This is a genomic window from Lysinibacillus fusiformis, from assembly GCF_003049525.1.
GTDB lineage: Bacteria > Bacillota > Bacilli > Bacillales_A > Planococcaceae > Lysinibacillus > Lysinibacillus fusiformis.
Genome location: NZ_PYWL01000002.1, coordinates 407,129 through 431,683 on the forward strand (window position 1 = coordinate 407,129; position 24,555 = coordinate 431,683).

Sequence of the window (24,555 nt, forward strand, 5' to 3'; positions counted from 1 at the left end):
TCCCTTTCATATTAAGAAGTAGAATCAATTTGTGCCTTAATCGTCATATAGACTTCTTCGATTTTGCGTTTATAAGGTAAGTCAACTAAATCTAGTGAATCGTTGTATGCCATTTTTGCGATGTCATAGGCGGTTGTCAGTTCCCCAAAATGTGCATAGCAAAGGGCCTTATAGGAAAAGCATTCATTTAAACCTAAAATATCATATGGATGGCTGATAAAATTAGGTGCTTTTTGAAAATGCTCAAATACAGCCCTAGCCTCCTCATAACGACCGAGTAAATATAAGGACTTTCCTTTTTCCGCATAATAATAGTTTGAATCCAAAATTTCTAAATCCTCATGCTTGAGCTCATTAAAGCTCTCAATTTCTATTAACGCCTGCTCATAATTAAACATGTAATTATTATAATAATGTGCCCGTAAAATATAGATGAAAGCATCTACTAGTGCGCGTTCGGCAAATGCCCGATATTGCTCCAGCTTCATAAACATATGCTCAGCTTGTTCAAAGTCATGGTCAATCATCGCGCAATAAGCACCGATACGATACATATCATCGATTTGATAAAACAGTTGGTTTTTATGAGCATTCGTAATGGTTTCGTTTATTAATTTTTTCCCTTCTTCATGTTCTCCGATGGCAAGCTGTAAAATGCTTGTATAATAAGCCATTAATAAAGCATCACGAGAATCAAACTGATAATCCTCTTGTTCAATCATTTCTTGCGCCTGTAAAATACAGGCATAGGCCAAGTCATATTGACGTTTTTCCGCCAATACGTTCATTTGCAGGATGAAAGTTTTGAACCAATGGCTAAGTAAATTAATTTCCTTAAAGATAGTGCGGGCTTGCAGGAGGGATGTTTCCCATGAAGCTAATCCTACTTCATACTGCGTGACAGCATATATATACAATAAACGGCCTGCTTCGTAGCTGTCAGGAAGGCCCTCTACTGATGGTTTTATCAAATCAACAATTTCTTGATGACGAACTATATCTCCCCATTTTACCTCTGCAAATAAAATTTCGACCTGCTCTAAAAGTGAACGAATGGATGAAGGTGTTACTTCTTCGAGTAATTCACTAGCCTTGACACCTAACCGTTCAGCAATATAGTCAAGGCTTTCCATAGAGGGCTTGGCCTTTTCATTTTCTATTTGACTCAGCATTCCTTTTGTTAGACGATCACCGGCAAGCGCCTCTAATGTTAATTTTTTTTCTTTCCTTAATTTACGAATTCGTGCACCTAGAGAGTTCACTGCCTCGCCTCCTTTTGTTTAATTATATTAAACTTTTTCTTGCATGAAAAGGGGGAGCTGTGGTATATTTTGTTTAATAAAATTAAACTTTTTAATTTAGTTAAAAAATGGAGGGGTTTTAAGATGAATGAAGCGGAAAAATTAAAAAAAGCGACCTATCATTTATGGACATTTACAGCGAGTAAAATGATTGCCATGCTAGGGGCAAATGTCATGGCGTTTGGTTTTAGCTTGTATATATTAGCCATGACAGGGTCTGCCATGAGCTTTGCGACCAATATGATTTGTTCTGTGTTACCTCGTGCTCTCGTAGCACCATTGGCTGGTTATGTAGCGGATAATTTTTCAAAAAAACGAACAATTTTATTAGCGCAGGCAGGGACCATTTTGACCGTAGGGGGATTACTGATTTATACAGAAACGGTAGGGATGTCTGTTTATGCTATTTACATAGCTACTGTTTTTAATACGATATGTTCAGCATTTTCAGGGGTTACGTTTTCATCTGCAATTGCTACACTTGTTAATCCAGAACGTTTACAGCGCGCGATGTCATTTAATCAATTATCGATGTCCGTGGCTGCCATTGGGGGACCCGTCATTGGTGGTATGATGTATGGATTTTTCAATATTGACGTATTTTTAATGGTAAATATCGGAGCGTATATCATAGCGTTTTGCTTAGAGGCAACAATGGATTTTAAACTCTATAGTACAAGAGGAGAAGATGTAAAGAAGGAAAAAGTATGGGAAGGGCTTAAAGGCGGCTTCTATTATATAAAACAGCGTAAGGTCATAAAAACAATCATGTGGGTGGCATTATGGATTAATCTATTCTTTTCCGCTATCGCTGTTGGCGGAACATTTATTATCATTGAATTGCTAAAAGTAGAATCAACGCATTTTGGTTTTATTCAGGCATCAGGTGCAGCGGGTATGCTTATCGCTTCCCTTTATTTTGCGACAAGACCAGAAGTCAAAGCGCCATTACGTTTCTCAAAAATAAGCTTATTGCTGTTGGCAGGTAGTCTTGCCTTAGCCGTCATTCCATTAGTCACGAATTTTTCCTATATCGCAATTGTTAGTTTTTATTTAATCATTTACTTTATTTTCGCCATTTTCGAAATGGGTATTAATATGCCAATAGGGGTCTATATGCAAAAAAACATCTCGGAAGAATTCCGTGGACGCGTTTTCGGACTGATGGAAACAATGGCAATGTCCATGATGCCTATTGGTATGGTTGTGTATGGAGTATTATACGATGCTATACCAGCCATGATCATATTGCCTGTTACAAGCGTCATTATCATTATCATTTCACTTGTGATGCTACGTACTTCTATCTTAAAAGAAGCACATCCGGAGTATTATGAAAAAGAAGTCATCACAAAAAGTGTGCCTCATTCAACAACATAATTGCATGCTTATGACTGTAGACAAAAGCTATCGTGACGTCACGATAGCTTTTGCTGTTTTCTTTTTATAAGAGTACTGCAACCGCCAGAAGTAGCAGATCTCAACAGCTTTCCTGTTTTTATGAGCTTAGCGATCCTCGATGACGATATAGGTGGCTTGAACGGGGCCATGTACACCAACAATTAGGATCATTTCGATATCTGCCGAGTTACTAGGACCTGTAATAAAGTTAATACAAGAAGGAATTTTTTCTCCATTTTTGATTTTTTCACGAATCCACTGTGCTGCTTGTGTCATACGTGGAACCATTGTACTTTTCGGGATCAAAATAATTGATTGTTTAGGTAAGAAGCTAATACTTCTTCCTTGATCTTTACTGCTAAAAAGGATAGCCGTCCCTGACTCAGCTAGCGTCATTTCGCTAATGGTCAAACCGATATTTGCTTTTTCAGCCTGTTGAATATTTTCCTCTGGTTGCTGTGAATTCCATTCATAATATTGAATATTAGACTGTGGCCATTTTTCTGTCATTAATTTAGATAGTCCGTAATCTTGAAATCGTTCATCCTTAGAAGTAATGACGGATTGTCCGCCATAATGGTCCACCACAGATTGTAGATCTTGAGAAAGCTTCGCACAATTAGAAATCACGATATTCGTATGAATATTGGCGCATTGTTTCGTGAAAATCTCTAGTAATTCGTCTCTTGTGGCATCTTTTAATGTACGGTTTTGAGGTTGATGCTGCCAAGTGGGGCGGGGGAGCGTTGTAATAGGTGAACGCCCTAACTGCTGTGCAATGTTTGCTAAAAAATTCTCTCGATGCTGAATGGTACCAGTCATGATTCCTCATCTCCTTTTGTTCGATGCTTCATCCAATCTCGGAAACTGTTTTTATTCGGTGCAGGGAAATCCCGTGCTTCAGTCCATGCTTTTAAAGGACCTAGCCCTTTAGTAATCGTATGGTCTTTCGTAAATGGAGACATTGCAGGAGCGGCCATTTTTGTAGCCATTTTATACAAAGTAGGGGAAGAAGCCCCTAAGCCAAATGCCTTCATTAATAGCTTTTCGGAAACGGGTGCTTTGCCTTCATTTTCAACAATGACCTGACGATGTCTATGAATAAGCTGATGTAAAGGAATTTTTACAGGGCAAGCATCCGTACAGGCACCACATAGCGTTGAAGCATAGGGGAGCTCTTTAAAATCATCATAGCCTCCTAATAACGGAGAGAGCACCACACCAACAGGGCCCGAATAGATAGAGCCATACGTATGCCCACCGACATGACGATAAACAGGGCAAGCGTTGACACAGGCGGCACAGCGAATGCATTGTAAGATAGGCTGAAATTCGCCACCAAGTATGGCAGAGCGACCATTATCCACTATGACTAAATGGAATTCCTCAGGTCCATCTGAATCACCCTCTTCTTTAATTCCTGTAAGCGTAGTAATATAGCTTGTTAGCTTTTGACCTACAGCACTACGTGTTAATAAGCTAACAAGAACTTCCATTTCTTCAAAGGTAGGAACAATTCTTTCCATTCCCATAACAGTGACTTGAGTTTTTGGTAGAGCCGTAACTAAATCAGCATTACCTTCATTGGTGACTAGAGTAATCGATCCACTTTCAGCAATGGCAAAATTACAGCCTGTTATACCGATATCAGCAGTTAAATATTCATCGCGTAGTTTATCACGCACATAAAGAGCAAGCTCCTCCGGCTTTTCCGATTGAGCGTAACCTTGTTTTTCTTTAAACACATCTCGAATTTGCTCTTTGTTTTTATGCAGAGCAGGAGCCACAATATGGGATGGAGGCTCGTGATCTGCAACCTGCAAAATGTATTCACCTAAGTCCGTTTCTATCACTTCACAGCCTAGTTCCTCTAAAGCAGCATTAAGGTTAATTTCCTCGGTTACCATCGATTTTGACTTAACAATTTTAGCGGCATTTTTCTTTTTCGCAATACCTTGAATATAGGCTGTCGCTTCTTGAGCAGTTTGAGCAAAGAAAACATGGCCACCTCTTTTGGCAAAATTTTCACTTAATTGGTGTAGATAATAATCTAGGTTTTCTAAAACATGTTTACGTATTTCCTCTCCATGTGAACGCCATTCTTCCCAATCTCCAAGTTCTAGAGTTTGCTGTAGACGACGAGTTTGAAAGCGGTCCTGAGCATTAGAAACAGCACTCCGCATAAATGGATTGTCAAGCTCTTTTGTGACACGGTCCGAAAAGCGATCATTACTAGTTTTCATGGCCATTAATGTTTCCCCCTCTTATCGACAATTTAAAACCTCTGCAATATGCATCACTTTAATCGGTTTACCTTGGCGATGAATACGACCACCAATATTGATTAAACAGCCAGCATCTGCTCCAATTAAATAGTCCGCCCCTGTCTCCTCTACATGGTGGACCTTTTCATGAACCATTTCGCTAGAAATATTGCCCATTTTGACAGAGAATGTGCCACCAAACCCGCAGCACCTATCTTTTCCGTGAAGCTCCACATACTGTAAACCATCGACGTTTTGTAATAACTTCAATGGAGCCTCAGTCACACCGAGGAGGCGAGTCATATGGCAGGAAGTATGGTAAGTAGCTTTGCCCTCTAAATGTGCTCCAACATCCTCTATCTTTAATACGTTGACAATAAATTCAGTAAACTCATATGTTTTGGCTGCCAATGCCTTTGCTTTTGATTCCCATAGAGGATCCCCCTTAAAAACCTCTGGATATTCCTTAAACATATAAGCACAAGAACCAGAGGGGGAGACGACGTATTCGGCATGCTCGAAGGCACCGATCATTCTTTTCATCGCATTTTTTGATTCTTTCACATAGCCACTGTTATAAGCGGGCTGTCCACAGCATATTTGTTCCTCAGGAAAATCAATTTCACAGCCAAGTCTTTCTAATACTTCCACTACGGCTTTCCCTACATCTCCCTGAAACAAATCCACTAGGCAAGTAGCAAAGAGAGTTACTTTCATATGCATCGCTCCTTTTTATAAACAACAGGTCATCAGATGACTTATAGCTATATGAATCATACTACAAATTTTTCTAAGAAAGAAGATGTTTTGATAGAATTTTCAGAAAAAATAAAACAACCTAGTCGAGAGCTAGGCTGTTTTAAAGTGGATGAGAGTCGGTTGTTTCAAAATACTGCAATAGAACCTTTTCAACATTGCTTAAATGAAAGGTCATCGCCTGCTTAGCCAATTCTTCATTTTGCTGCTGAATAGCAAGGAAGATATTCATATGTTCCTCATATAGTTGCTCGCTTGTTGTTTTTTTAGAGTACAACCAAATGCGGCGTGTTTCTTTCATCGTATCAATCATCAGGCCAGAAATTTGATCTAGAATGGTAGCAAGTAGGGGATTTTGGGAGGCAGTCGCAATCGCCACATGAAATTGATAATCCACCTTTTCACCAAGTTCACCATCTCCATGGGCTTGCTTCATGTCCTCTAAAATTTGAACCATTGCTTGAATATCCTGTTCCGTACGGTTGATGGCTGCACTTGCGGCTGCTCCTACTTCAATGATCTTGCGCACCTCTAATAAACGGGCAATATCAAGTTTATTCGATAACATGGCTGTAGATAATGGAAAATCCAGTCTATTTGGAGGCACACTTTTGACAAAAGTCCCAGAGCCTTGTTTGATTTCAATCAATCCCATTGCCTTTAAAGCAGACAGCGCCTCTCGCACAGCAGATCGGCTAACTTGTAATTGTTCAGCAAGCTGTTCCACCGAGTCCAGTCGGTCACCAGGCTTTAAAACACCCGCTCTTATTTTCTCATGCAAAATTTCGGACACTTCTTCATAGATTTTTTTAGGTTTAATTTTTCTTAATTCCAAGGAGCTACACCTCTTTTTTTCAATCAAATGCACGTTTGTTATGAATAGTATACATGAAGATTAGTGAATCACTCACTAATTAACCATATATGGTCTATAAAAAATGGGTGTAGAGCTGATTTAAATGAGATTTGCCAACCTATTTGATGTTGTAGAATAATGGCGAATTTTGTTGACAGAAAATCAACAGGGGCGCATAATGCAGAAGTAGCTTATTAGGTGTTCTACATGTATGGGAAGGACTTTTCAGAAATCTCATCATTTTGCCATGAAACGTTCACAATCAGGAAGGGCGCAATTTATCATGTTTTTTGGTACGATGGATGCAGTAACTGTAAGGAGCGATCGAAAATATGGGATCAGATATTAACGTATTTTTAGCTTTTGGTGCAGGGTTTTTAAGTTTTATTTCACCATGTACCCTCCCATTGTATCCAGCATTTTTATCGTACATAACTGGTATGACATTAGATGAGCTAAAATCAGAAAAAGGGATGCTACAAAAGCGTGCCATTTTCCACACACTATTCTTTTTACTAGGATTTTCAATTATTTTTATCATAATTGGACTAAGTGCCTCATATGCGGCAGAGTTTTTCCTGAACTATCAAACTTTACTACGTCAGGTTGGTGCCATTTTAATCGTAGTATTTGGTTTAATGATTGTAGGATTACTACAAATTGATTTCCTCATGAAGGATCGAAAGTTTCAATTTAAAAATCGACCATCTGGCTATTTGGGATCCGTTTTAATTGGTATTGCCTTTGCGGCAGGATGGACACCATGTACAGGACCAATTTTAGCTTCTATTATAATGTTGGCTAGTACAAACCCAGGAGCGGGCTTTAGCTATATGTTCGCCTATTATTTAGGGTTCGCGATTCCATTCTTTGTGTTATCATTCTTTATTTCACGTATGACATGGATTCGCACACACAGCCAAAAAATCGTGAAAATCGGTGGTTATATAATGATTGCCGTGGGTATTTTGTTATTCTTTGATGGATTAACGTATATTACTCGTATATTACAGCCAATTTTCGGTGGATTTACAGGCTTTTAATTTGATACACTAAAGAGGCATACCGTACTTTAACGTGGAGGGAGATGAACATGTGCCTACAGTTTTAGTAGTGGATGATACGCTATTTATGCGTGTTGCAATCAGTAATATGTTTTCAGAATGGGGTTACGAGGTAGTAGGTAAGGCAGCAAATGGTAAAGAAGCTGTGGCTATGTATCGAGAGTTACAACCAGATTTAGTAACAATGGATGTAACGATGCCCGTTATGACTGGTATTGCGGCAGTAAAAAAAATTATCCCAGAGTTTCCAAATGCAAAAATAATTATGGTAACAGCATTAGGCCAACAAAAGTTAATTGTAGAAGCGATTGAAAGTGGGGCAAAAGATTTTATTACCAAGCCCTTTGAGCCAGAAAGATTAAGAGCCGTCGCTGACCAATTACTTGGACAAAATTGCTAATTTGACATTAGAGGAGGATCTTTTATGTTAAGCAATATCCCTTCTCACTATTATGTTATTGGGTCAACCATTATGGCCATTCTTATGGGTAGCTTTGTCATGGTCATACGTATGAGAGCTTCCAAAATGCCAACAAATGAGAAGAAAATTATTATTCCGCCAATCGCGATGTCTTCTGGTGCACTCATGTTTTTATTTGAACAATTCCGAGTGCCACCCATGCAAATATTAGAAGCAGCCGCTGTAGGAATGGTGTTCTCGACCATTTTAATTGCCACTTCCAAATTCGAAGTGAAGGGTCGAGATATTTATTTAAAACGTTCAAAAGCATTCGTTTTTATATTATTTGGTTTATTAATATTCCGAGTAGTGGCCAAAATGATTTTAAGCAACTCCATCGATGTCGGCGAATTAGCTGGCATGTTCTGGATCCTAGCCTTCGCCATGTTAGTACCTTGGCGAATCGCCATGCTAATCCAGTTTAAAAAAATCAAAAGAACGATTCCCCAACTACACTAGTACTCAAACTAGTGTAGTTTTTTTATGCTCTTGAGTTGGGTGGTGGGGTGGATTTGTGGTTGGTGCACGAGAAAGGAGGCTGTTTCGGCAGAAGTGGTGGATAAAACGAAGAAAAGTGATGGATAGAGCTCCAAAGGTGGCTGCATAGGCAAAAGTGGCGGATAAAACAAGAGAAGTGCCGGATAGAACCGCGAAAGTGACGGATAGAGTGGGAAAAATGGCGGATAGGGCACCAAATGAGGCTGCCTCGGTAAAAGTTGACTGATAAAACCAGCGAAGTGACGGATAAAACCGCGAAAGTGACGGATAGAATCGCAAAAGTGACGGATAGAGCGCCGAAAGTGACGGATACAATCGTAAAAATACCGAATAAAACCGCAAATAAGGATGCCCCGCTAAAAAAGTAACATAGAAAACGAAGTAAACAACCCCGTTAAACCCCAAAAAAAACGCTGCACAAGCGTATGTGCAGCGTAGCTTTCTTTATTCAAATAAATGTTCGTAGGGGGCGATGTCAATTTGCATTTGCTCTAATTTTTTGCGTAAAAATTTGTGATCGCGTTTCGGTGTTGCTTGGATGTAGCCGCGAATTATGAGGTCATTATTAATAGCAGGTGCTTTTTCCTCTAAAGCGAGCTCGCCAATTTTTCCTGCAATTTTCTCCTTTGCTACTTGTCTAAAGAGCTCTGGGACAGGGCTTACAAGCTCATAGAGTAACTCTTTTTCAGCTTGTCCCCATAAATGGATTGTTTTATCTAAATAAAATTCCTGCCAATCTAAATCAGACTTTCCATCCTGCTTTGGGAGTGCTTTTAAAAACTTGCGGAACATGAAAAAGCCGCCAATCGCCATCAATGAAATGAGGACAACTACCCAAAATAAAATAAACCATAAAAACCAACCTTGTAACAAATCGTTCACCTCTTTGCCTTCTCTGATTCTATTATAAAAGCTTCCGAAAGAAAATTCATCCTATAATGTCCCTTTTTTAGCAATTCGTCTTTATATAGTGTTTGAAGGGAGGTGAGGATGGATGGCGAATGTAAATTTTTTACATGCTACCCTAAGACTTAAATATGTGGAAGGCTACAATGATCAAAACGAGCCAACATACATTACTAAATCGTATCGAAATCTCGCTAAGACACATAATGAGGACGATTTAGTAGCTGTCGCGCATGCGATGGCCAGTCTTTCATCACTAGCCGTGGTTAGTATTGAAAAGCAAGAAACCAGCGAATTATCTTAAGGGGGGATCAGAAGATGGCACAAGTTTTAGAGTTACAATTTGTGACAGCGGATGGTAAAACATCTACGCTGACGATTGATGCACCGAAGCCTGCTATTACCGCAACAGACATTCAAAAGGTCATGCAAACTATAGTGACTAAAAATGTATTTTCAGGACAAGCTGGCGCCTTAGCAGCTATTAAAGGCGCTCGTATTGTAGAACGAAAAGTAATAGAATTTGATGTAGCAACAGAATAATGCAAAAATGGTCTTTGCTAAGAAAAATGCAAAGGCCATTTTTACCTAAGTGAAAGGGGGCATAACGATGGAACAGTGGTTAAGCATGATTTCAGATATTGGTTTCCCGATAATAGTGTCCTTTTATTTATTACACCGTGTCGAGGTAAAGCTAGATGCAATACATGAGGCACTTGTTTCCTTAAAATGAAATTAATTTCACAAATATGTACGAAAGCTGTCACCTAGAAGTTCTTGTCAACGCTTACAGCCTAAGTTAGGATGATGGTAGTGTAGGTTAGGGAGAGTGTTAACATGAAACATAAACTAATTGGGCTAGTATTGCTTTTAGCCTGTGCGACTGTTCTAGGTGCCTGTGGGAATTCCAAATTTAAAGCAGATTATAGTTTGGAAATACCTGATTTTGAACATGTCAATCAACGTGGAGAGACGGTTTCACTTGAAAGTTTAAAAGGCAAGCCATGGATTGGTATGTATATTTTCACGAATTGTGTATCGATTTGCCCACCAATGTCCTTGAATATGGCACAAGTCCAAGAAAAGCTACAGAAAAAAGGAGTAGAGGATTATAATATCGTCGCCTTTTCCGTAGATCCAGATGTTGATACGCCAGAAGTATTAGCCAACTATATTAGTAAATATAATGTGCCAGATGATTCTAAATGGAATCTTCTTACAGGTTATTCACAAAAATATATTGAACAGTTTGCGGTTAAAAATACGAAAATTTTAGTGAAAAACGATCCTAATAGTGATCAAGTTATCCATGGTAATCAATTTTTCCTAGTCGATAAAGATGGAACAATCGTTAAAATGTATAATGGCTTCGCTGAAAATATTGAAGATGTACCAATTGATACAATAGCTTCTGATATTGAAACATATGTTGATGAAAATTTATAATTAGCAACCGTCTCGAATTTTTGAGACGGTTTTAATTATATGACGACTATTAGCTGGTAAACAGTAAGATTTTCCATTTATAATAATAAAAAAGAGGGGATGGGGGTGCGTTTATGACGATTGCACAAACATATTTACAGGTCATCCAAAAAAGGTTTAACAATGTGAAAGAGCTAGGGGATGGGGCACTGGCCCAACTAGAAGGGGCTGAGTTGCACTGGGCATATAATGAAGAATCCAATAGTGTCGCGGTCATTGTTAAACATGTTAGTGGTAATATGCTTTCGCGCTGGACTGATTTTTTAACGACAGATGGTGAGAAAACTACACGAAATCGGGATGATGAGTTTATTAATAGTCTGTCTACAAAAGAAGCCATTCTCGCAGTTTGGGAAGAGGGCTGGCAAGTATTTTTAGATGCTTTGGCGAGTATTAAAGAATCCGATTTGCAGGGGCATGTTACAATCAGAGGGGAAAAGCTAGCGGTAATTGATGCGATAGAAAGGCAAATGGCTCATTATTCACAGCATATTGGTCAAATGATTTATATCGCGAAGCAAGTAAAGGGAGCTGAGTGGCAAACGTTAAGTATAGCGAGAGGACAGTCGCAAGCGTTTAACAAGGCCATGCTTGAAAATAGCCATGAAAAATAAGAGAAATCGTAGCAATTAGTAGTTGCTACGATCTTTTTTATGACAAATAAAGCTTGTACATCGCAGTCTCCGAATCAATGGCTTGAGCTAGTTCAAATGCTTCCTGCTGATTTTTATGATGAGAGATGATCTCATAGAAAAAGCGAATTAGAAACATAAGATTGGCGTTACCATCGATATAGTCATCTGGTGCTAAATAGGAGTGGCAGCCACTTTGCAAAAATGCTGTTGCCAGCTGTTCGCACCCTAATGTACAGCCTGCTGCAATAACCTTTACACCTTGGAGGCGGCTATAAGTTTGTACATCCAATGGACCAAAGTATATACTCTTTGGTTCATTAACTTCATAAACATCCTCCCCTAGCTCAGGCAGACAAAACCGTCCTTCATCTCCGTGAAAGTTCAAAATTAGATAATCCATCTTGCCATGTAGATCAACGCCTGATAAAACATCAATCAAATCATTGGGTCTACCAATTAAATGAAGGGTTACCCTTGCACCAAAGGATTCAAGTGCAGCACGGATGGCCATTGATTCGAAATCACAATTAGGTCCTACTACTACATTAACGTATAATTCTGGCTTGCTCATTTGCCGTTCCACCTCCTTCCTTTAGTATAGATGAAACCTATTGGATGGGTAAACTGTATATTACAATAATTACTATATATGTAAAGGTTAAAGGAGTTTTAGCTATGAAACGGATTGGACATTTACTTACATTACTACTTGGCATGACGCTTAGCCTTATCACCCTCTTACTGTTTTTGGACAATGAGAGGCAAAGAGACGAACTAGTATCTCTTTCTTATAGTCAATTTCAAACTATCCAACAGGCATGGTATATGTCTGGAAGTGATGGCAAGGAGCAATATTTATATCCATTAAAGCATGTGTTCTACCTTAACCGTTATGAGGTACAAGATACAGAACACCTTCTACAAGCTTTACGAACTAAAAAAGTCCCTATCAGTCGACCCGCCCAACCTACCCCAACAAGTGATTTATATATACGTTTTGATAATGGAAAGGAAATGGCCGTCAAGGTAATGGTGGAGGATGAAGAATTATTTCTCATGGACCAAAAAACGATGCAGTATTATCAACTGCCAACAGCAGAAGTGGTAGATTATTTTCGTTGGTTGAATGAAGAAAGCCGAATGCCGTTGTTTTTATTTATTATTTATACCGTTTTATTTTTTAGTTTAGCTTATCTGCTTGCAAAGAAATTAATAGGAGGTACATCGAAAACAACTTCGACAAAATTAATTAAACAGAAAGGGAAGCGACTTTCAGCTGATTTTCTTTTTCCTATCATCCTGCCATTAATCATCACCATTTCGATGCAAATATATGGGGCTCAGCATAGCTTATTATTATTAAGTGTCATGATGCTTACTTCAGGTATTCGAGAATATGTTGAAAAAAGAGAGCTTTTCATGAAAATGGTCCTGCTTGTCCCGATCTTTTCGTTTTATCTCCATGGCTTTCAATGGATTATTTCCTATTTTAACTAGCAAAATAGTGGATATTATTGTCAATAGTTTTCAGGTGGAGTTTGCATTATTGTTAAATTTTAGCGATGTTTTGTGAGGAAAGGTACATATTCTATAGGATAATAGATTTAGATAGGATATACTCTATGGTGATTACAGTAGAATTGAGGGAATCATATGAGATTAACTGTGGAACGTAAACTACAAATGGCTTTTGGTATAGTGCTAGCCTTCTTATTAATGATTACAGCCATTGCGATGTATTTCTTAACAAATAATAATAAGACACTAGCTGAAATCGAAGACAATACGGAATTAATCCATCTATATCAAGATATCTCGTTCCAAACAGTGCGTGCAAATGCAGCTATTCGAGGATTTATATTATATGGTAAGGAAGAAATGTTGAACAATCATCATGAAATTCGCAATACCTTACATACATCCATTAATCGCCTCCAAGAAATAGGCGCTCGCAATCAAGATTTTGAGCAATTTTTACAACAGCTTGATGATTGGGAAAAGGCGATAGATGGACAGATTATTCCGCTTTATAAACGTGGCGAAATAGAACAGGCTCAGCAAGTAGCCTTGCCGATTTTAGGGGATGGCTCTTTGAAGCTTGTAGTCTTTGGTAAGACAATGGCTACTGCACAACAGGAAGACATGCTAGCACATATTGAGGCGACAAAGGAAAAAGGGGAAAGAAGTGGTATTGAAATAATGATATTGGCGGCAATTTCTCTCCTCATTAGCATCATTATTGCTACTGTATTTGGTAGAAGAGTTGCTAAAAACATTCAGCTAACAGTCAGAGAAATGGATACATTCTCAGAGGGGAATTTACATGCTCATCTACAATTCAAAACAAAGGACGAATTTGCACATCTAGCCGAGTCATTCAATAGCATGTCAGAAAAACTTCGTCAAATGATGAAGCAAGTAGGAGATTCCTCTGAGCAAGTAGCCGCTACCTCTGAGCAGCTAACGGCTAGTAGCTTGGAGGTTACACAGGCAACGGAAGTCGTCACTGAATCAATTCAAGACATTGCACAAGGAATTGATGAGCAGGATACGTTAACAGGCGATGTACGAAATTTATCGGCCCATATTTTGAAGAAAATGAATGATATTTCCACTAGCATTCAAAACGTTAATGATGCAACCGTCGAAACGAAAAATATGGCGAGTTTAGGTCGTTCTTCTGTCCATGTTGCCACGGTACAGATGGATGAAATTTCAGCCAACACGAGTGAATTAAATACGCGCGTCCAAGATTTAGATGATAATTCAGCAGCCATTGTAGCCGCTGTGAACGTCATTAAAAGTATTGCGACACAGACCAATTTGCTTGCTATCAATGCCTCCATCGAAGCAGCCCGGAGCGGTGAGCATGGGAAAGGGTTTGCCGTTGTCGCTGAGGAAGTACGCAAACTAGCAGATGAGTCGAATCTTGCAGCAGTGGAAATTGAAAAAGTAGTAGCACAGATTACTGACAGTACAAGAATAATTGAAGAAGATATGGTCAATAGCAATGATTCGGTGCATGTAGGTCGTGATAAGGTCAATGTGGCAAGAGATAATTTTATACAAATTGATGATGCCATTACGGATGTACAAGCACAAACGGAATTAGTTACCGCAGCCATTCGTACTATCCATCAAGATATTGAAAAGCTGGTCCAAGAGATCAATTACATAGGTGAAGTATCTATGAAATCAAGCCGTCATGTGCAAAGCGTTGCCGCTTCTTCGGAAGAGCAAAATGCGGCGATGGAGGAAGTAGCGGCAGCTTCCACCCATTTAGCGAAAATGGCGATAGATCTACAGGAATCCATACAAACATTTAAATATTAAGGTCATGATAAAGGAGGTGTCTAATGGTCAAATAGATCATTGGACAACCTCTTTATTTTTACTTTCCAATCATTTCAGCAAGTTCAAATTCCTTTAGAATCGGGATCAATAGTTGCCATTTTTCATATAGTCATGATTAGGAAGTGATGGGCTAATAGTTTGTTCTTCCTGACAATTACAGGGATTTATAGTTATCTGTAAAGACTGAATAATAGAAAAATCATAAATATGTTTGAAAAATAATATTTCATCCGATAAAAGCTATGGGAGAGATGTAAAACAGATACAGAGTGGGAATGGTTGTAGCAAATATCAGGCTGACAAGTGATATTTTTCACTTCAAGAAACAAAAGGAGAATAATATATGAAGAAAATATTTAGCAGTTTTAAGGGCAAGCTTTATACGCTATTTGCACTAGTATTACTAATCCCTGTTATATCTGTAGGTAGTTTATCTTATTTATCAGCTAAAGATTCGATAGAAGAAGAAATCTTATTTAGTGCCAATGAAAGTGTGGGCATTTTAAATAAGCTTATCGATCAAACTATTACTGATAAGATGAATGACATTCAAGTGTTTAGTAGTGAAATAGATGCACAACAAGTTAAGCAATCACAAGCTTCTATCGAATCGAAGTTTAAGCAATATGGACAGCTTAATCCAGACGTTTTAAGTATTTATGTTGGAACAAATGATGGTTCGTTTTCTCAGGTACCAAAATTGAATGATGCGGACTATAATCCATTAGATCGAGATTGGTATAAACAAGCGACTGCTTTAAAAGGTGAAACGTTAATTACTAACCCTTATAAAGATGCGGGAACTGGTGATATGGTTGTAACGGTTGCTAAACAGATCAAGGACCGGTCAGGGGTTGTTGCTATTGATATTAAGTTAACAAACCTTCAAAAAATTGCAGATTCCATTCGAATTGGGAAAAATGGGTATCCCTCTATTTTTGGGGAAGACAATCTGGTCATTTCACATCCTACATTAGAAGCGGGTGGCAAGCTAAAAGAAAGTTTCCTAGATAAAATGTACGAAAGTCCCTCTGGCACCTATGAATACGTCTTTAACGGCGATGATCGTATTTTGTTCTATACGACGAATGAGGTAACCAATTGGAAAATTACAGGTACGATCTTTTCTAAGGAAATTGATGAATCGGCTTCATCGATTTTAACTCATACCATCATAGTTCTGCTTGCAGCTGTCGTGATTAGTTCTATAATCTTCTACTTCGTGATGAAGGCTGTCATTAAACCAATTAAAGCATTAAAAGATAGTGCCGTTACGATCAGTAAAGGTGATCTGACAGAGACTGTTACAATAACTTCGAAGGATGAAATTGGACAATTAGGACAAGCCTTTAACGATATGCAGGAAAGTTTGCGGACGCTTATTCAAAAAATTGAACAAAATGCAGAGGAAGTGGCATCGTCTGCTGAAGAGCTAACAGCTAATGCGAATCAAACAAGTATAGCAACCGAAAAAGTCGCTATTTCTATTCAAGATGTTGCGTCAAGTGCAGATGGTCAGACTATTAGTGCCAATAAAAATGCAGAATCATTACATGAGCTTTCAACAGCCATTCTTCATATTGCTGAAATTTCTTCCGCTGTGACGGACCTTTCACAGCATGCGACATTACAAGCAGATGAGGGCGGACAAGCTGTCCAAAATACAAAGGATCAAATGCAGTCTATTCATTTATCTGTTGCTGATTCCAATGCTAAAATTCAAACCTTACATGAGCGTTCACAGCAAATTACATCCATTTTAGATGTTATTACAAGCATTGCGGATCAAACTAATTTACTGGCTTTAAATGCCGCTATTGAAGCAGCAAGAGCAGGGGAGCATGGAAAAGGCTTTGCGGTTGTCGCAGACGAAGTCCGTAAGCTAGCCGAGCAATCACAGGAATCGGCTAAACAAATATTTGATCTAATACGTGGGATTCAACAAGAAACAGAGCAATCTGTAAGTATTATGGCTAAGGTAACGGAGGATGTTCAAAGTGGTTTACATATTTCTGATGAAGCCATTACGAAATTCCAAGTAATTAGGACAAGTATGAATGAAATTACGCCAAAAATGGAAGAGGTTTCTTCTGCCTCCGAGCAAATGTCTGCTGGTGTGCAAGAGGTAGCAGCGGTGACGGAAGATTTAGCCTTCTCAGCCAAAGGGAATGCTGCCGCTTCTGAAGATGTTGCAGCCTCAACAGAGGAACAGTTAGCATCAATGGAAGAAATCAATGCCTCGGCACAAGCACTTGCACATATGGCAGATGAATTAAAACAACTAATTAGTCAGTTCAAATATTAAAAAAAACGCCCCTCCATTCATTACAATGGAGGGGCGTTCCTATTTTATCGATCTTCTTCCCAACAATCAGTATTTTTTAATGTCGGAATTGATTTGGCATAAAAGACAGGATTTTTACCTGCTTTGCGTTGGCCTGTAAAATCATCTAATACAAGGAAGGCAATTTTACCAAGAATCATGATGATAGCAATATTGATGAAAGCCATAAGCCCCATAAATAAATCTGCTAAATTCCATACAAGTTGAACTTGTGCTACAGAGCCGAACATAACCATGACTAGTACTAGTATGCGATACATAATCATCCAACCCTTATGGGCATTTATAAATTCGATATTAGATTCACCATAGTAATAGTTACCGATGATCGAACTGAAAGCAAAGAAGATAATGGAAATGGCAATAAAATAAGGAGCCCAATCCCCAACATGTACAGCTAGGGAATTTTGCGTCAAAATAATACCATTACTTTCACCTTTATCATATAAACCAGCTAAAATAATGATAAAGGCTGTTGCTGTACAAATCATAATCGTATCGAAAAAGACGCCTAAGCTTTGTACAAGCCCTTGCTTAGCAGGATGTGAGGTATTAGCAGTCGCCGCAGCATTTGGCACACTACCCATCCCAGCTTCATTTGAAAATAAACCACGACGTACCCCTTGCATAATAGCGACTCCAATTGCTCCACCAGCAGCTTCTTGTAGACCAAATGCATGTGTGAAAATTAATTTAAAAACATTTGGTATTTCTGATAAATTTGTCACCACAACAAAAAGGGCTACAAGTAAATAGAAGATGGCCATAACCGGTACAAGGACTTGCGTTACCTTGACAATTCTTTGTACACCACCAAAAATAATTAATGCTGTTAGTGCTACAAGTAAGCCTCCAATGAGCTTTGGACTTATATCAAATGCTTCCCCAACCGAAGTAGCAATTGTGTTAGACTGCACTGCATTAAATATAAATCCAAAACTTAGTGTTAATAGAATACTAAAAATGATACCTAGTTTTCTTTGACCTAACGCTTTTTCCATGTAATAGGCAGGTCCACCTCGGAACGTATCGCCATCCTTTACTTTATAGACCTGTGCTAAAGTACTTTCAATGAAGGCTGTTGCCATTCCTAATATAGCAATAATCCACATCCAAAATACTGCACCTGGTCCACCGACACCAATGGCTAAGGCAACACCTGTAATGTTCCCAGTGCCTACACGTGAAGCGGCACTAATCGTAAAGGCTTGGAATGGCGAAACCCCTGAGTCTCCCTCCCTTTTTTCGACAATCAGACGAAACATTTCAGGAAAAAGACGAATTTGTACAAATTTTGTACCAAATGAAAAATATAGTCCAGCAGCTAATAATAAGATAATCAGGATATATGTCCATAAAATATTATTTCCACTATCAACAATATTTGAAATCCATTCCATAAGTTATTCCTCCTTTCACAGTACGCTTTAGTCTACACTGTTTTTTTATGAAAAATCAACCTTTCTAATATAATAAATTATAATAAAGTTTTGAGTTTTCCTATAAGAGTGGTAAATTCCGAAAATTCTCTTATTTTTATTTTGCAAACGCGTATAATAATAGAATAAAGGAGGGAGATTGGAAGATGAAAACAATCGGATTGATTGGTGGGATGAGCTGGGAATCCTCAGCCGAATATTATAAGCTTCTAAATGAACAGATCAAACAAAAGCTTGGGGGCCTTCATTCTGCAACATGTATTTTGTATAGTGTTGATTTCCAGCAAATTGAGCATTTTCAAGCGAGGGGACAATGGGACAAAGCTGGCTTCGTGCTAGCTCAAGCCGCACAGTCACTTGAACAGGCAGGTGCAGATTTTATCGTTATTTGTACAAATACGATGCATAAGGTCGTAGCGGTTATTGAGGAGGCCATCACCATCCCTATTTTACATATTGCAGATGCCACAGCTAACCAAATAAAAGAGGCTGGACTACAAAAAATAGCGCTCCTTGGAACTATGTACACAATGGAACAGGAATTTTATAAGTCGAGGGTAGAGGGGTATGGAATAGAGGTTATTGTGCCAGATTACCACTCACGTATGGAAGTAAACCGGATCATTTATGAGGAATTATGTTTGGGGAGCATTGTACCAAATTCAAAGTCCTATTATATCCAAGTGATTAATGACCTTGTGCAGGCAGGAGCGCAAGGAGTAATTCTTGGCTGTACCGAAATTGGCTTACTTATACAACAGCAGGATATCGATGTTCCAGTATTTGATACAACGGCAATTCATGCACAGGCAGCTGTGTCAATGGCGATTCAGGAGGAAACGTAATATGCAGGGAAAGGTAAGACAATTCGGCATTGAAGTGGGTACATTACCGGTTGGGCAGAAAAATTGTATTACCGATGTTGCAGGGGTACGAGTAGGACATGTCACATTGGATGAGTCATTAGATCATGAAGGTGGTTACGCCTGTACAGGAGTCACAGCTATTTTACCGCATGGGGAGAATTTATTTCAGCATAAAGTTACAGCGGCTAGCTATGTGTTAAATGGCTTCGGCAAAACAACTGGACTCGTACAGGTGAATGAGCTAGGTGTGATCGAATCACCGATAATGCTCACGAATACATTTGGGGTACCAGCAGTTACGCAGGGAACATTGCGATATATGCTCGACATGAATCAGGACATTGGGCATACGACTGGCACCATCAATCTAGTTGTGGGCGAATGCAATGATAGTTATTTAAATTCCATCCGAGCATGTTCAGTAACAGCTGAGCATGCGGTAGAAGCCATTCATAATGCCTCTCCGAATACAGCACAGGAAGGAGCGATTGGTGCTGGAAAAGGGATGATGTGCTTTGGCTATAAAGGGGGAATTGGTTCCTCTTCTCGTATTGTCAAAGTCGATAAAAATGAAATTAGCTATACGGTGGGCTGCATGGTACTTAGTAATTTTGGTCATAGTTCGGAATTTTTAGCGGAACGTTATGTTGCTCCCGCAAACCAATGTGCCTCGACTCTAGCTCCTACAGATGGGTCGATTATGATAGTCCTTGCTACAGATGCTCCACTTAGCAGTCGTCAATTGAAGAGAGTCATTAAACGCTGTGGGATAGGTTTAGGTCGGACAGGTAGTCATTACTCACATGGCAGTGGAGACATTGTGATAGGCTTTACAACTGCACATAACATCCCGCATATGTCTGAACAGCTTGTAGAAACAAGAATACAGCTCCGTGAGGATCATCCCGTTATGAATCAGTTATTTGTAGCTGCGGCAGAGGCAACTGAGGAAGCCATTCTCAATTCACTAGCTCAGGCACAAACAACAATTGGTCGCAACGGACATCAAGTAGAAGCCTACTCATTTCAAAAGGCATAGCGAAAAGGTTATTGAGACATAGATAATGTTTCGATAACCTTTTTTTGCGTAAGTACATAAGATTCCACATTTTTTTAGCATGTGTGGGTCATGAGATGAATAAATTCTTAACTAGAGGATAAAGGAGATTTTTCGACGATTTTTTGCTGGATTATGAATCATTATAAGAAAATAGCCATTAATTTGTAATAATTGTATTTTTATCTAGTCAATAATAGAGAGATATGATACTATTCATTTTAAAAAACTGAATTATCTAATAATTAAACGGAGGTGTTCTAGTATTGTAAACCTCTTTCAACCGATTGGAACGGCTTCGAATGGAAACTCTCCTGAGAGCCCATCTGTTAGCGAAAGCCAAGAGCCTCTAATACAGATTACTGCTGCATATAAAAGAATTTTTATAGAACCTATCTACTATCAGCAAAAGATTCCTAATAGTTTACGAGCCATTTATGTACGTGCTGGTGTAGTTGAACGCTTGCAGCATGCTTTGACACTATTACCGAAGGAGTATAGCCTGCTCCTCTATGACGGCTATCGCCCATTCCAAGTTCAACAGTATTTATTTAACTATTTTTCACTGCAATTGGCGCGCATTATGCCTCACGCCACAGAACAGGAATTACTGCAGGCAACCAAAAAGTATGTCGCAATGCCAAGCGCAGATGCTGCTCATTTGGCACCCCATTTAACAGGTGGTGCTATTGATCTAACGCTTGCTGATAGACAAGGGAAAGCTTTGAATCTCGGTACAGCCTTTGATGAAATGAATGAAAAATCAGCTACACGTTATTTTGAACATAACCTAAACGAGAATCCAGAGGCTTGTCAACATCGACGTTTATTATACAACTGTATGACACAAGTAGGCTTTAGTAATTATGGAGAGGAATGGTGGCATTACGATTTCCATAATATGGAGTGGGCGAGACGAGTGCAAGCTAAAACAGCCTGTTATGGAGCCATTCAGGTAACGATACGTGATCATGAAATAAAGGAGATTCGATATCAATGAAAGTTTATATTAGCGCCGATATAGAAGGCATTACGGGTACAACTACATGGAGTGAAACAGAGTTAAACGCACCTGACTATCAATTCTTTCAACAACAAATGACTCGAGAAGTAGAAGCGGCCATTGAAGGGGCGATAGCGGGTGGAGCAACAGAAATACTATTGAAGGATGCGCACGATTCAGCACGCAATCTCGATATTTCGAATTTACCTATCAACTGTAAGGTAATCCGTGGCTGGACTTACGATCCGATGTGTATGGTAGCAGGTCTCGATCAAAGCTTTGATCGTGCGATTTTTATTGGCTATCACAGTAAGGGGGGAAGCGAGCGTAATCCGCTATCCCATACGCTTTGCACGTATGCGGATGTCAAAATAAATGGTGAGTATGCGAGTGAATTTTTAATTAATACGTATGCAGCAGCATTACATGGTGTTCCTGTTTCATTTGTCAGTGGTGATGTTGGCTTGACTGAAGAAATTCATGCCGTTAATGAAAACATTGTGACCTTCGCGACCAAAGAAGGAATAGGGAATGCAACTATTAGTGTCAGCCCGAAGCTAACGATTATGGAAACCAAGCGACTGGTAGCTTCCTCGATGAAGGTGCCACGTCAACATATTCAGGTACCATTACCAGAACGCTTTATGGTAGAAATCATCTATCGAGATCATACACGTGCCTATCGTAATTCCTTTTATCCAAATGCCACATTTAAACCACATAATACAGTAGAATTCGTCACAGACGATTTTTATGAAGTATTACGTATTTTACAATTTTTAACTTGACTGTGTGGATGAGCTTTTGCTTAGAGTGTGTGTGCCAATAGGACACGCTGTTGTCATGTGGAATAAGTAATTTTGGATTCGTATATAGAGAGAGGGTCCATATAGAGGGACCTAGCTTATGTTTGAAAAATCCTATTGAAGGTCATGACATCGGTCCTTCCAATAGGATTTTCATTATAAAAAGATGACTAGGGGGATGCATGTGAGAAAATATTGGTGGCTTTTCGTATGTTTGGTCGTATTGTTTTGTGTAGCCTGCAATGATGAAAAATCGGGTGAAAAAGCATCAGAATATCGTGTGGTATATTCAGGGGAAATTAAAACATTAAATTACTTAAAAACGTCTGAAACGAATGAGTTTGCGGTGGCGGCGAATATGGTAGATGGTCTTATTGAGTATGATAAATACGGGGTAGTCCAGCCGGGATTAGCGAAAGAATGGTCGGCAAATGAAGATGCAACCGTATGGACCTTCAAGTTACGTGATGATGCCAAATGGGTGACACATGAAGGGAGGGAATATGCGGATGTAGTTGCACAGGATTTTGTGGACGGCTTGCAGTATGTCCTTGATGCCAAAAATGAATCCTCGACAGCCTGGATTGCGACAGTTGTCAAAAATGGAGAGGCATTCTATAACGGTGAAATGACAGATTTCAAGCAGGTAGGCATAAAGGCGTTGGATGAACATACAGTAGAATATACTTTAGAAGCTTCGACACCTTATTTTCTTTCTATGTTAAACTACGTTTGTTTCTTCCCAGTGAATGGTAAGTTCATTGCAGAAAAAGGGGCGGACTTTGGAACAACACGTGAAAATTTCCTTTATAATGGCGCTTATATTTTAGATAAATTTGAGCCGCAAAATGAGCGTGTTCTTGTAAAAAACAATACGTATTGGGATCAAGACAAAGTACTGATTGATCGTATCCGCTATAAATATAATAAAGAAGCTGCAACGGTAGCACCCGAACTGTTTTTACGTGGAGAAATTGATTCCGCTAGTATTCCTACTTCCATTATTGATGAATGGTTTAAGGATGATAAGAAAAAATCTCAAGTTCGTCAAACACAAAATAACTTCTATACCTACTTCTACGCTCTCAACTTTAACCCACAATTTGACGCAGAATATGAACCAGATAACTGGAAGATCGCCGTCAACAACAAAGATTTCCGAAAATCAATATTCCATGCACTGGACCGTGTTTCCGCCATGTTAACGGTGGAGCCTTATAATCCAGCCGATTTGCTGAGCAACACGATTACCCCCAAAAACTTTGTAGATGTTGCAGGGGTAGATTACACACAATTAACGCCATTTGCAACTATTTCCAATGAGGATTCCTTTAATAAAGAACTAGCACTTGAATTCAAAGAAAAAGCAAAAGTGGCATTAGCGGGTAAAGCTACATTCCCTGTAAAAGTGTTATTGCCATATAATGCGGGTAGTCCAGACTGGGCAAATCGTTCCCAAGTAGTGGAGCAGCAAATTGAAAAATTACTGGGGACAGATTATGTCGACATTATTGTAGAGGCAGGTCCAGCGACAGGCTTTTTATCTGAGGTGCGTCGTCCTGGGAAATTTGCACTTTTAGAAGCTAACTGGGGGCCAGATTATGCAGATCCATCCACGTATACAGATCCATTTACAGTGGACGGTACTTATAATAAACCTGAATTAGCTGAGGGTTACACAGAAGCCAATGGAAAAACGACGTATCAAAACCTTGTGGATGAAGCAAAGGTAACGATTGATGTGGCAAAACGGTATGAGCTGTTTGCGAAGGCAGAGGCCTTTTTAATTGAAGAAGCCTTAGTGATTCCATATTCCGTTGGAGGTAGTGGCTATGTTGCATCCAAATTAAATCCTTTCGAGGCACAGTATTCACCATTTGGTGTAACTGCCGAGAAATTTAAAGGTCAGCAAGTATTGGAAAAGCCAATGAGTAATGATGAATTTAAGAAAGCGCTTGCTCAGTGGGAACAAGAGTGTGCTGACGCTTTAGCGAATGCTAAAAAGTAGTAGGGGATCGTAGATAAAAAAGGAGATACCGAAAGGAACAGTCGGCATCTCC

At 39.1% G+C, this 24,555-nt stretch carries 25 protein-coding genes; 17 read left to right on the forward strand and 8 right to left on the reverse strand.

What is annotated here, in order from left to right; all coding sequences use genetic code 11:
* Positions 1-11: 11 nt before the first annotated feature.
* On the reverse strand, positions 12-1,262 hold the full coding sequence (locus C9J29_RS06845; RefSeq protein ID WP_107921832.1) for a helix-turn-helix domain-containing protein: 1,251 nt from the start codon (positions 1,260-1,262) through the stop codon (positions 12-14).
* Positions 1,263-1,385: 123 nt separating this feature from the next.
* Here C9J29_RS06845 and C9J29_RS06850 point away from each other — a divergent pair, with 123 nt between their 5' ends.
* Positions 1,386-2,681: an MFS transporter gene (locus C9J29_RS06850; RefSeq protein WP_008175620.1), complete on the forward strand. Its 1,296-nt coding sequence runs from the start codon at positions 1,386-1,388 to the stop codon at positions 2,679-2,681.
* 126 nt (positions 2,682-2,807) lie between these two features.
* Here the strand turns inward: C9J29_RS06850 and C9J29_RS06855 are convergent, their stop codons facing one another.
* The 4 genes from C9J29_RS06855 to C9J29_RS06870 all read right to left on the reverse strand — a co-directional run bounded on the left by C9J29_RS06855 (position 2,808) and on the right by C9J29_RS06870 (position 6,557).
* Positions 2,808-3,524 (reverse strand): LutC/YkgG family protein, encoded by a 717-nt coding sequence (locus C9J29_RS06855; RefSeq protein ID WP_089984982.1) that lies wholly within the window; start codon positions 3,522-3,524, stop codon positions 2,808-2,810.
* Positions 3,521-4,951 (reverse strand): LutB/LldF family L-lactate oxidation iron-sulfur protein, encoded by a 1,431-nt coding sequence (locus C9J29_RS06860; RefSeq protein ID WP_107921833.1) that lies wholly within the window; start codon positions 4,949-4,951, stop codon positions 3,521-3,523. The genes C9J29_RS06855 and C9J29_RS06860 overlap by 4 nt, the downstream gene beginning before the upstream one ends.
* A gap of 15 nt (positions 4,952-4,966) precedes the next feature.
* Positions 4,967-5,683 carry a (Fe-S)-binding protein gene (locus tag C9J29_RS06865; protein ID WP_096364120.1) on the reverse strand — a complete coding sequence of 239 codons (717 nt, stop codon included), beginning with the start codon at positions 5,681-5,683 and terminating at the stop codon, positions 4,967-4,969.
* A 142-nt stretch (positions 5,684-5,825) separates the two neighbouring features.
* Entirely contained in the window at positions 5,826-6,557 is a 732-nt protein-coding gene (locus C9J29_RS06870; protein WP_090001824.1) for a FadR/GntR family transcriptional regulator, read from the reverse strand.
* 353 nt (positions 6,558-6,910) lie between these two features.
* Between C9J29_RS06870 and C9J29_RS06875 the strand changes: the two genes are divergently transcribed.
* Genes C9J29_RS06875 through C9J29_RS06885 form a run of 3 tightly spaced genes read left to right on the forward strand, consistent with a single transcriptional unit; the run spans position 6,911 to position 8,561 of the window.
* The gene (locus C9J29_RS06875) at positions 6,911-7,621 is read left to right on the forward strand and encodes a cytochrome c biogenesis CcdA family protein (protein ID WP_008175625.1); all 711 of its coding nucleotides are present in this window, start codon (positions 6,911-6,913) and stop codon (positions 7,619-7,621) included.
* A gap of 34 nt (positions 7,622-7,655) precedes the next feature.
* Positions 7,656-8,042: a response regulator gene (locus tag C9J29_RS06880; protein WP_008175626.1), complete on the forward strand. Its 387-nt coding sequence runs from the start codon at positions 7,656-7,658 to the stop codon at positions 8,040-8,042.
* A 24-nt stretch (positions 8,043-8,066) separates the two neighbouring features.
* On the forward strand, positions 8,067-8,561 hold the full coding sequence (locus C9J29_RS06885; RefSeq protein ID WP_107921834.1) for a CcdC family protein: 495 nt from the start codon (positions 8,067-8,069) through the stop codon (positions 8,559-8,561).
* A 483-nt stretch (positions 8,562-9,044) separates the two neighbouring features.
* Here C9J29_RS06885 and C9J29_RS06890 read toward each other — a convergent pair whose 3' ends face one another.
* Complete coding sequence (locus C9J29_RS06890; protein WP_008175629.1) at positions 9,045-9,473, reverse strand: DUF2621 domain-containing protein; 429 nt, start codon at positions 9,471-9,473, stop codon at positions 9,045-9,047.
* Between the two features lie 121 nt (positions 9,474-9,594).
* Here C9J29_RS06890 and C9J29_RS06895 point away from each other — a divergent pair, with 121 nt between their 5' ends.
* The 5 genes from C9J29_RS06895 (at position 9,595) to C9J29_RS06915 (ending at position 11,605) form a co-directional block, all read left to right on the forward strand.
* On the forward strand, positions 9,595-9,810 hold the full coding sequence (locus C9J29_RS06895; protein ID WP_008175630.1) for a DUF1659 domain-containing protein: 216 nt from the start codon (positions 9,595-9,597) through the stop codon (positions 9,808-9,810).
* Positions 9,811-9,824: 14 nt separating this feature from the next.
* Positions 9,825-10,049 (forward strand): DUF2922 domain-containing protein, encoded by a 225-nt coding sequence (locus tag C9J29_RS06900; RefSeq protein WP_008175631.1) that lies wholly within the window; start codon positions 9,825-9,827, stop codon positions 10,047-10,049.
* A gap of 67 nt (positions 10,050-10,116) precedes the next feature.
* Positions 10,117-10,239 (forward strand): YvrJ family protein, encoded by a 123-nt coding sequence (locus tag C9J29_RS06905; RefSeq protein ID WP_083796479.1) that lies wholly within the window; start codon positions 10,117-10,119, stop codon positions 10,237-10,239.
* A 104-nt stretch (positions 10,240-10,343) separates the two neighbouring features.
* Positions 10,344-10,952: an SCO family protein gene (locus tag C9J29_RS06910; RefSeq protein WP_069480901.1), complete on the forward strand. Its 609-nt coding sequence runs from the start codon at positions 10,344-10,346 to the stop codon at positions 10,950-10,952.
* A gap of 113 nt (positions 10,953-11,065) precedes the next feature.
* The gene (locus tag C9J29_RS06915) at positions 11,066-11,605 is read left to right on the forward strand and encodes a DUF1572 family protein (RefSeq protein ID WP_089984968.1); all 540 of its coding nucleotides are present in this window, start codon (positions 11,066-11,068) and stop codon (positions 11,603-11,605) included.
* Positions 11,606-11,642: 37 nt separating this feature from the next.
* On the opposite strand, the gene C9J29_RS06920 is transcribed toward C9J29_RS06915, so the two are convergent.
* The gene (locus C9J29_RS06920) at positions 11,643-12,197 is read right to left on the reverse strand and encodes a hypothetical protein (RefSeq protein WP_043989988.1); all 555 of its coding nucleotides are present in this window, start codon (positions 12,195-12,197) and stop codon (positions 11,643-11,645) included.
* Positions 12,198-12,301: 104 nt separating this feature from the next.
* Here C9J29_RS06920 and C9J29_RS06925 point away from each other — a divergent pair, with 104 nt between their 5' ends.
* From C9J29_RS06925 to C9J29_RS06935, 3 genes are all read left to right on the forward strand, one after another.
* A complete protein-coding gene (locus tag C9J29_RS06925) occupies positions 12,302-13,123 on the forward strand; it encodes a hypothetical protein (RefSeq protein ID WP_089984966.1) in 822 nt (273 codons plus the stop codon).
* A gap of 156 nt (positions 13,124-13,279) precedes the next feature.
* Positions 13,280-14,959: a methyl-accepting chemotaxis protein gene (locus C9J29_RS06930; protein WP_089984964.1), complete on the forward strand. Its 1,680-nt coding sequence runs from the start codon at positions 13,280-13,282 to the stop codon at positions 14,957-14,959.
* Positions 14,960-15,323: 364 nt separating this feature from the next.
* Positions 15,324-17,285 carry a methyl-accepting chemotaxis protein gene (locus C9J29_RS06935; protein WP_107921835.1) on the forward strand — a complete coding sequence of 654 codons (1,962 nt, stop codon included), beginning with the start codon at positions 15,324-15,326 and terminating at the stop codon, positions 17,283-17,285.
* A gap of 44 nt (positions 17,286-17,329) precedes the next feature.
* Here C9J29_RS06935 and C9J29_RS06940 read toward each other — a convergent pair whose 3' ends face one another.
* Positions 17,330-18,724 (reverse strand): alanine/glycine:cation symporter family protein, encoded by a 1,395-nt coding sequence (locus tag C9J29_RS06940; protein ID WP_008175645.1) that lies wholly within the window; start codon positions 18,722-18,724, stop codon positions 17,330-17,332.
* Positions 18,725-18,909: 185 nt separating this feature from the next.
* Here C9J29_RS06940 and C9J29_RS06945 point away from each other — a divergent pair, with 185 nt between their 5' ends.
* From C9J29_RS06945 to C9J29_RS06965, 5 genes are all read left to right on the forward strand, one after another.
* Positions 18,910-19,608 (forward strand): aspartate/glutamate racemase family protein, encoded by a 699-nt coding sequence (locus tag C9J29_RS06945; RefSeq protein ID WP_008175646.1) that lies wholly within the window; start codon positions 18,910-18,912, stop codon positions 19,606-19,608.
* 1 nt (position 19,609) lies between these two features.
* Positions 19,610-20,668: a DmpA family aminopeptidase gene (locus C9J29_RS06950; RefSeq protein ID WP_008175648.1), complete on the forward strand. Its 1,059-nt coding sequence runs from the start codon at positions 19,610-19,612 to the stop codon at positions 20,666-20,668.
* Positions 20,669-21,149: 481 nt separating this feature from the next.
* Complete coding sequence (locus C9J29_RS06955) at positions 21,150-21,686, forward strand: M15 family metallopeptidase (RefSeq protein ID WP_107921836.1); 537 nt, start codon at positions 21,150-21,152, stop codon at positions 21,684-21,686.
* Complete coding sequence (locus C9J29_RS06960) at positions 21,683-22,477, forward strand: M55 family metallopeptidase (protein ID WP_107921837.1); 795 nt, start codon at positions 21,683-21,685, stop codon at positions 22,475-22,477. Before C9J29_RS06955 ends, C9J29_RS06960 begins: the two co-directional genes overlap by 4 nt.
* A 196-nt stretch (positions 22,478-22,673) precedes the next feature.
* Positions 22,674-24,503: a peptide ABC transporter substrate-binding protein gene (locus C9J29_RS06965; protein WP_237068763.1), complete on the forward strand. Its 1,830-nt coding sequence runs from the start codon at positions 22,674-22,676 to the stop codon at positions 24,501-24,503.
* The last annotated feature ends 52 nt before the right edge of the window (positions 24,504-24,555 follow it).

Excerpts from the sequence above, each read along its gene's own strand:
- C9J29_RS06945 (WP_008175646.1), top strand. The coding sequence starts at position 18,910 with ATGAAAACAATCGGATTGATTGGTGGGATGAGCTGGGAATCCTCAGCC.
- C9J29_RS06875 (WP_008175625.1), top strand. The coding sequence starts at position 6,911 with ATGGGATCAGATATTAACGTATTTTTAGCTTTTGGTGCAGGGTTTTTA.
- C9J29_RS06855 (WP_089984982.1), bottom strand. The coding sequence starts at position 3,524 with ATGACTGGTACCATTCAGCATCGAGAGAATTTTTTAGCAAACATTGCA.
- C9J29_RS06950 (WP_008175648.1), top strand. The coding sequence starts at position 19,610 with ATGCAGGGAAAGGTAAGACAATTCGGCATTGAAGTGGGTACATTACCG.
- C9J29_RS06905 (WP_083796479.1), top strand. The coding sequence starts at position 10,117 with ATGGAACAGTGGTTAAGCATGATTTCAGATATTGGTTTCCCGATAATA.
- C9J29_RS06900 (WP_008175631.1), top strand. The coding sequence starts at position 9,825 with ATGGCACAAGTTTTAGAGTTACAATTTGTGACAGCGGATGGTAAAACA.
- C9J29_RS06960 (WP_107921837.1), top strand. The coding sequence starts at position 21,683 with ATGAAAGTTTATATTAGCGCCGATATAGAAGGCATTACGGGTACAACT.
- C9J29_RS06930 (WP_089984964.1), top strand. The coding sequence starts at position 13,280 with ATGAGATTAACTGTGGAACGTAAACTACAAATGGCTTTTGGTATAGTG.
- C9J29_RS06925 (WP_089984966.1), top strand. The coding sequence starts at position 12,302 with ATGAAACGGATTGGACATTTACTTACATTACTACTTGGCATGACGCTT.
- C9J29_RS06895 (WP_008175630.1), top strand. The coding sequence starts at position 9,595 with ATGGCGAATGTAAATTTTTTACATGCTACCCTAAGACTTAAATATGTG.
- C9J29_RS06935 (WP_107921835.1), top strand. The coding sequence starts at position 15,324 with ATGAAGAAAATATTTAGCAGTTTTAAGGGCAAGCTTTATACGCTATTT.
- C9J29_RS06850 (WP_008175620.1), top strand. The coding sequence starts at position 1,386 with ATGAATGAAGCGGAAAAATTAAAAAAAGCGACCTATCATTTATGGACA.
- C9J29_RS06860 (WP_107921833.1), bottom strand. The coding sequence starts at position 4,951 with ATGGCCATGAAAACTAGTAATGATCGCTTTTCGGACCGTGTCACAAAA.
- C9J29_RS06965 (WP_237068763.1), top strand. The coding sequence starts at position 22,674 with ATGCATGTGAGAAAATATTGGTGGCTTTTCGTATGTTTGGTCGTATTG.
- C9J29_RS06940 (WP_008175645.1), bottom strand. The coding sequence starts at position 18,724 with ATGGAATGGATTTCAAATATTGTTGATAGTGGAAATAATATTTTATGG.
- C9J29_RS06885 (WP_107921834.1), top strand. The coding sequence starts at position 8,067 with ATGTTAAGCAATATCCCTTCTCACTATTATGTTATTGGGTCAACCATT.
- C9J29_RS06915 (WP_089984968.1), top strand. The coding sequence starts at position 11,066 with ATGACGATTGCACAAACATATTTACAGGTCATCCAAAAAAGGTTTAAC.
- C9J29_RS06865 (WP_096364120.1), bottom strand. The coding sequence starts at position 5,683 with ATGAAAGTAACTCTCTTTGCTACTTGCCTAGTGGATTTGTTTCAGGGA.
- C9J29_RS06910 (WP_069480901.1), top strand. The coding sequence starts at position 10,344 with ATGAAACATAAACTAATTGGGCTAGTATTGCTTTTAGCCTGTGCGACT.
- C9J29_RS06920 (WP_043989988.1), bottom strand. The coding sequence starts at position 12,197 with ATGAGCAAGCCAGAATTATACGTTAATGTAGTAGTAGGACCTAATTGT.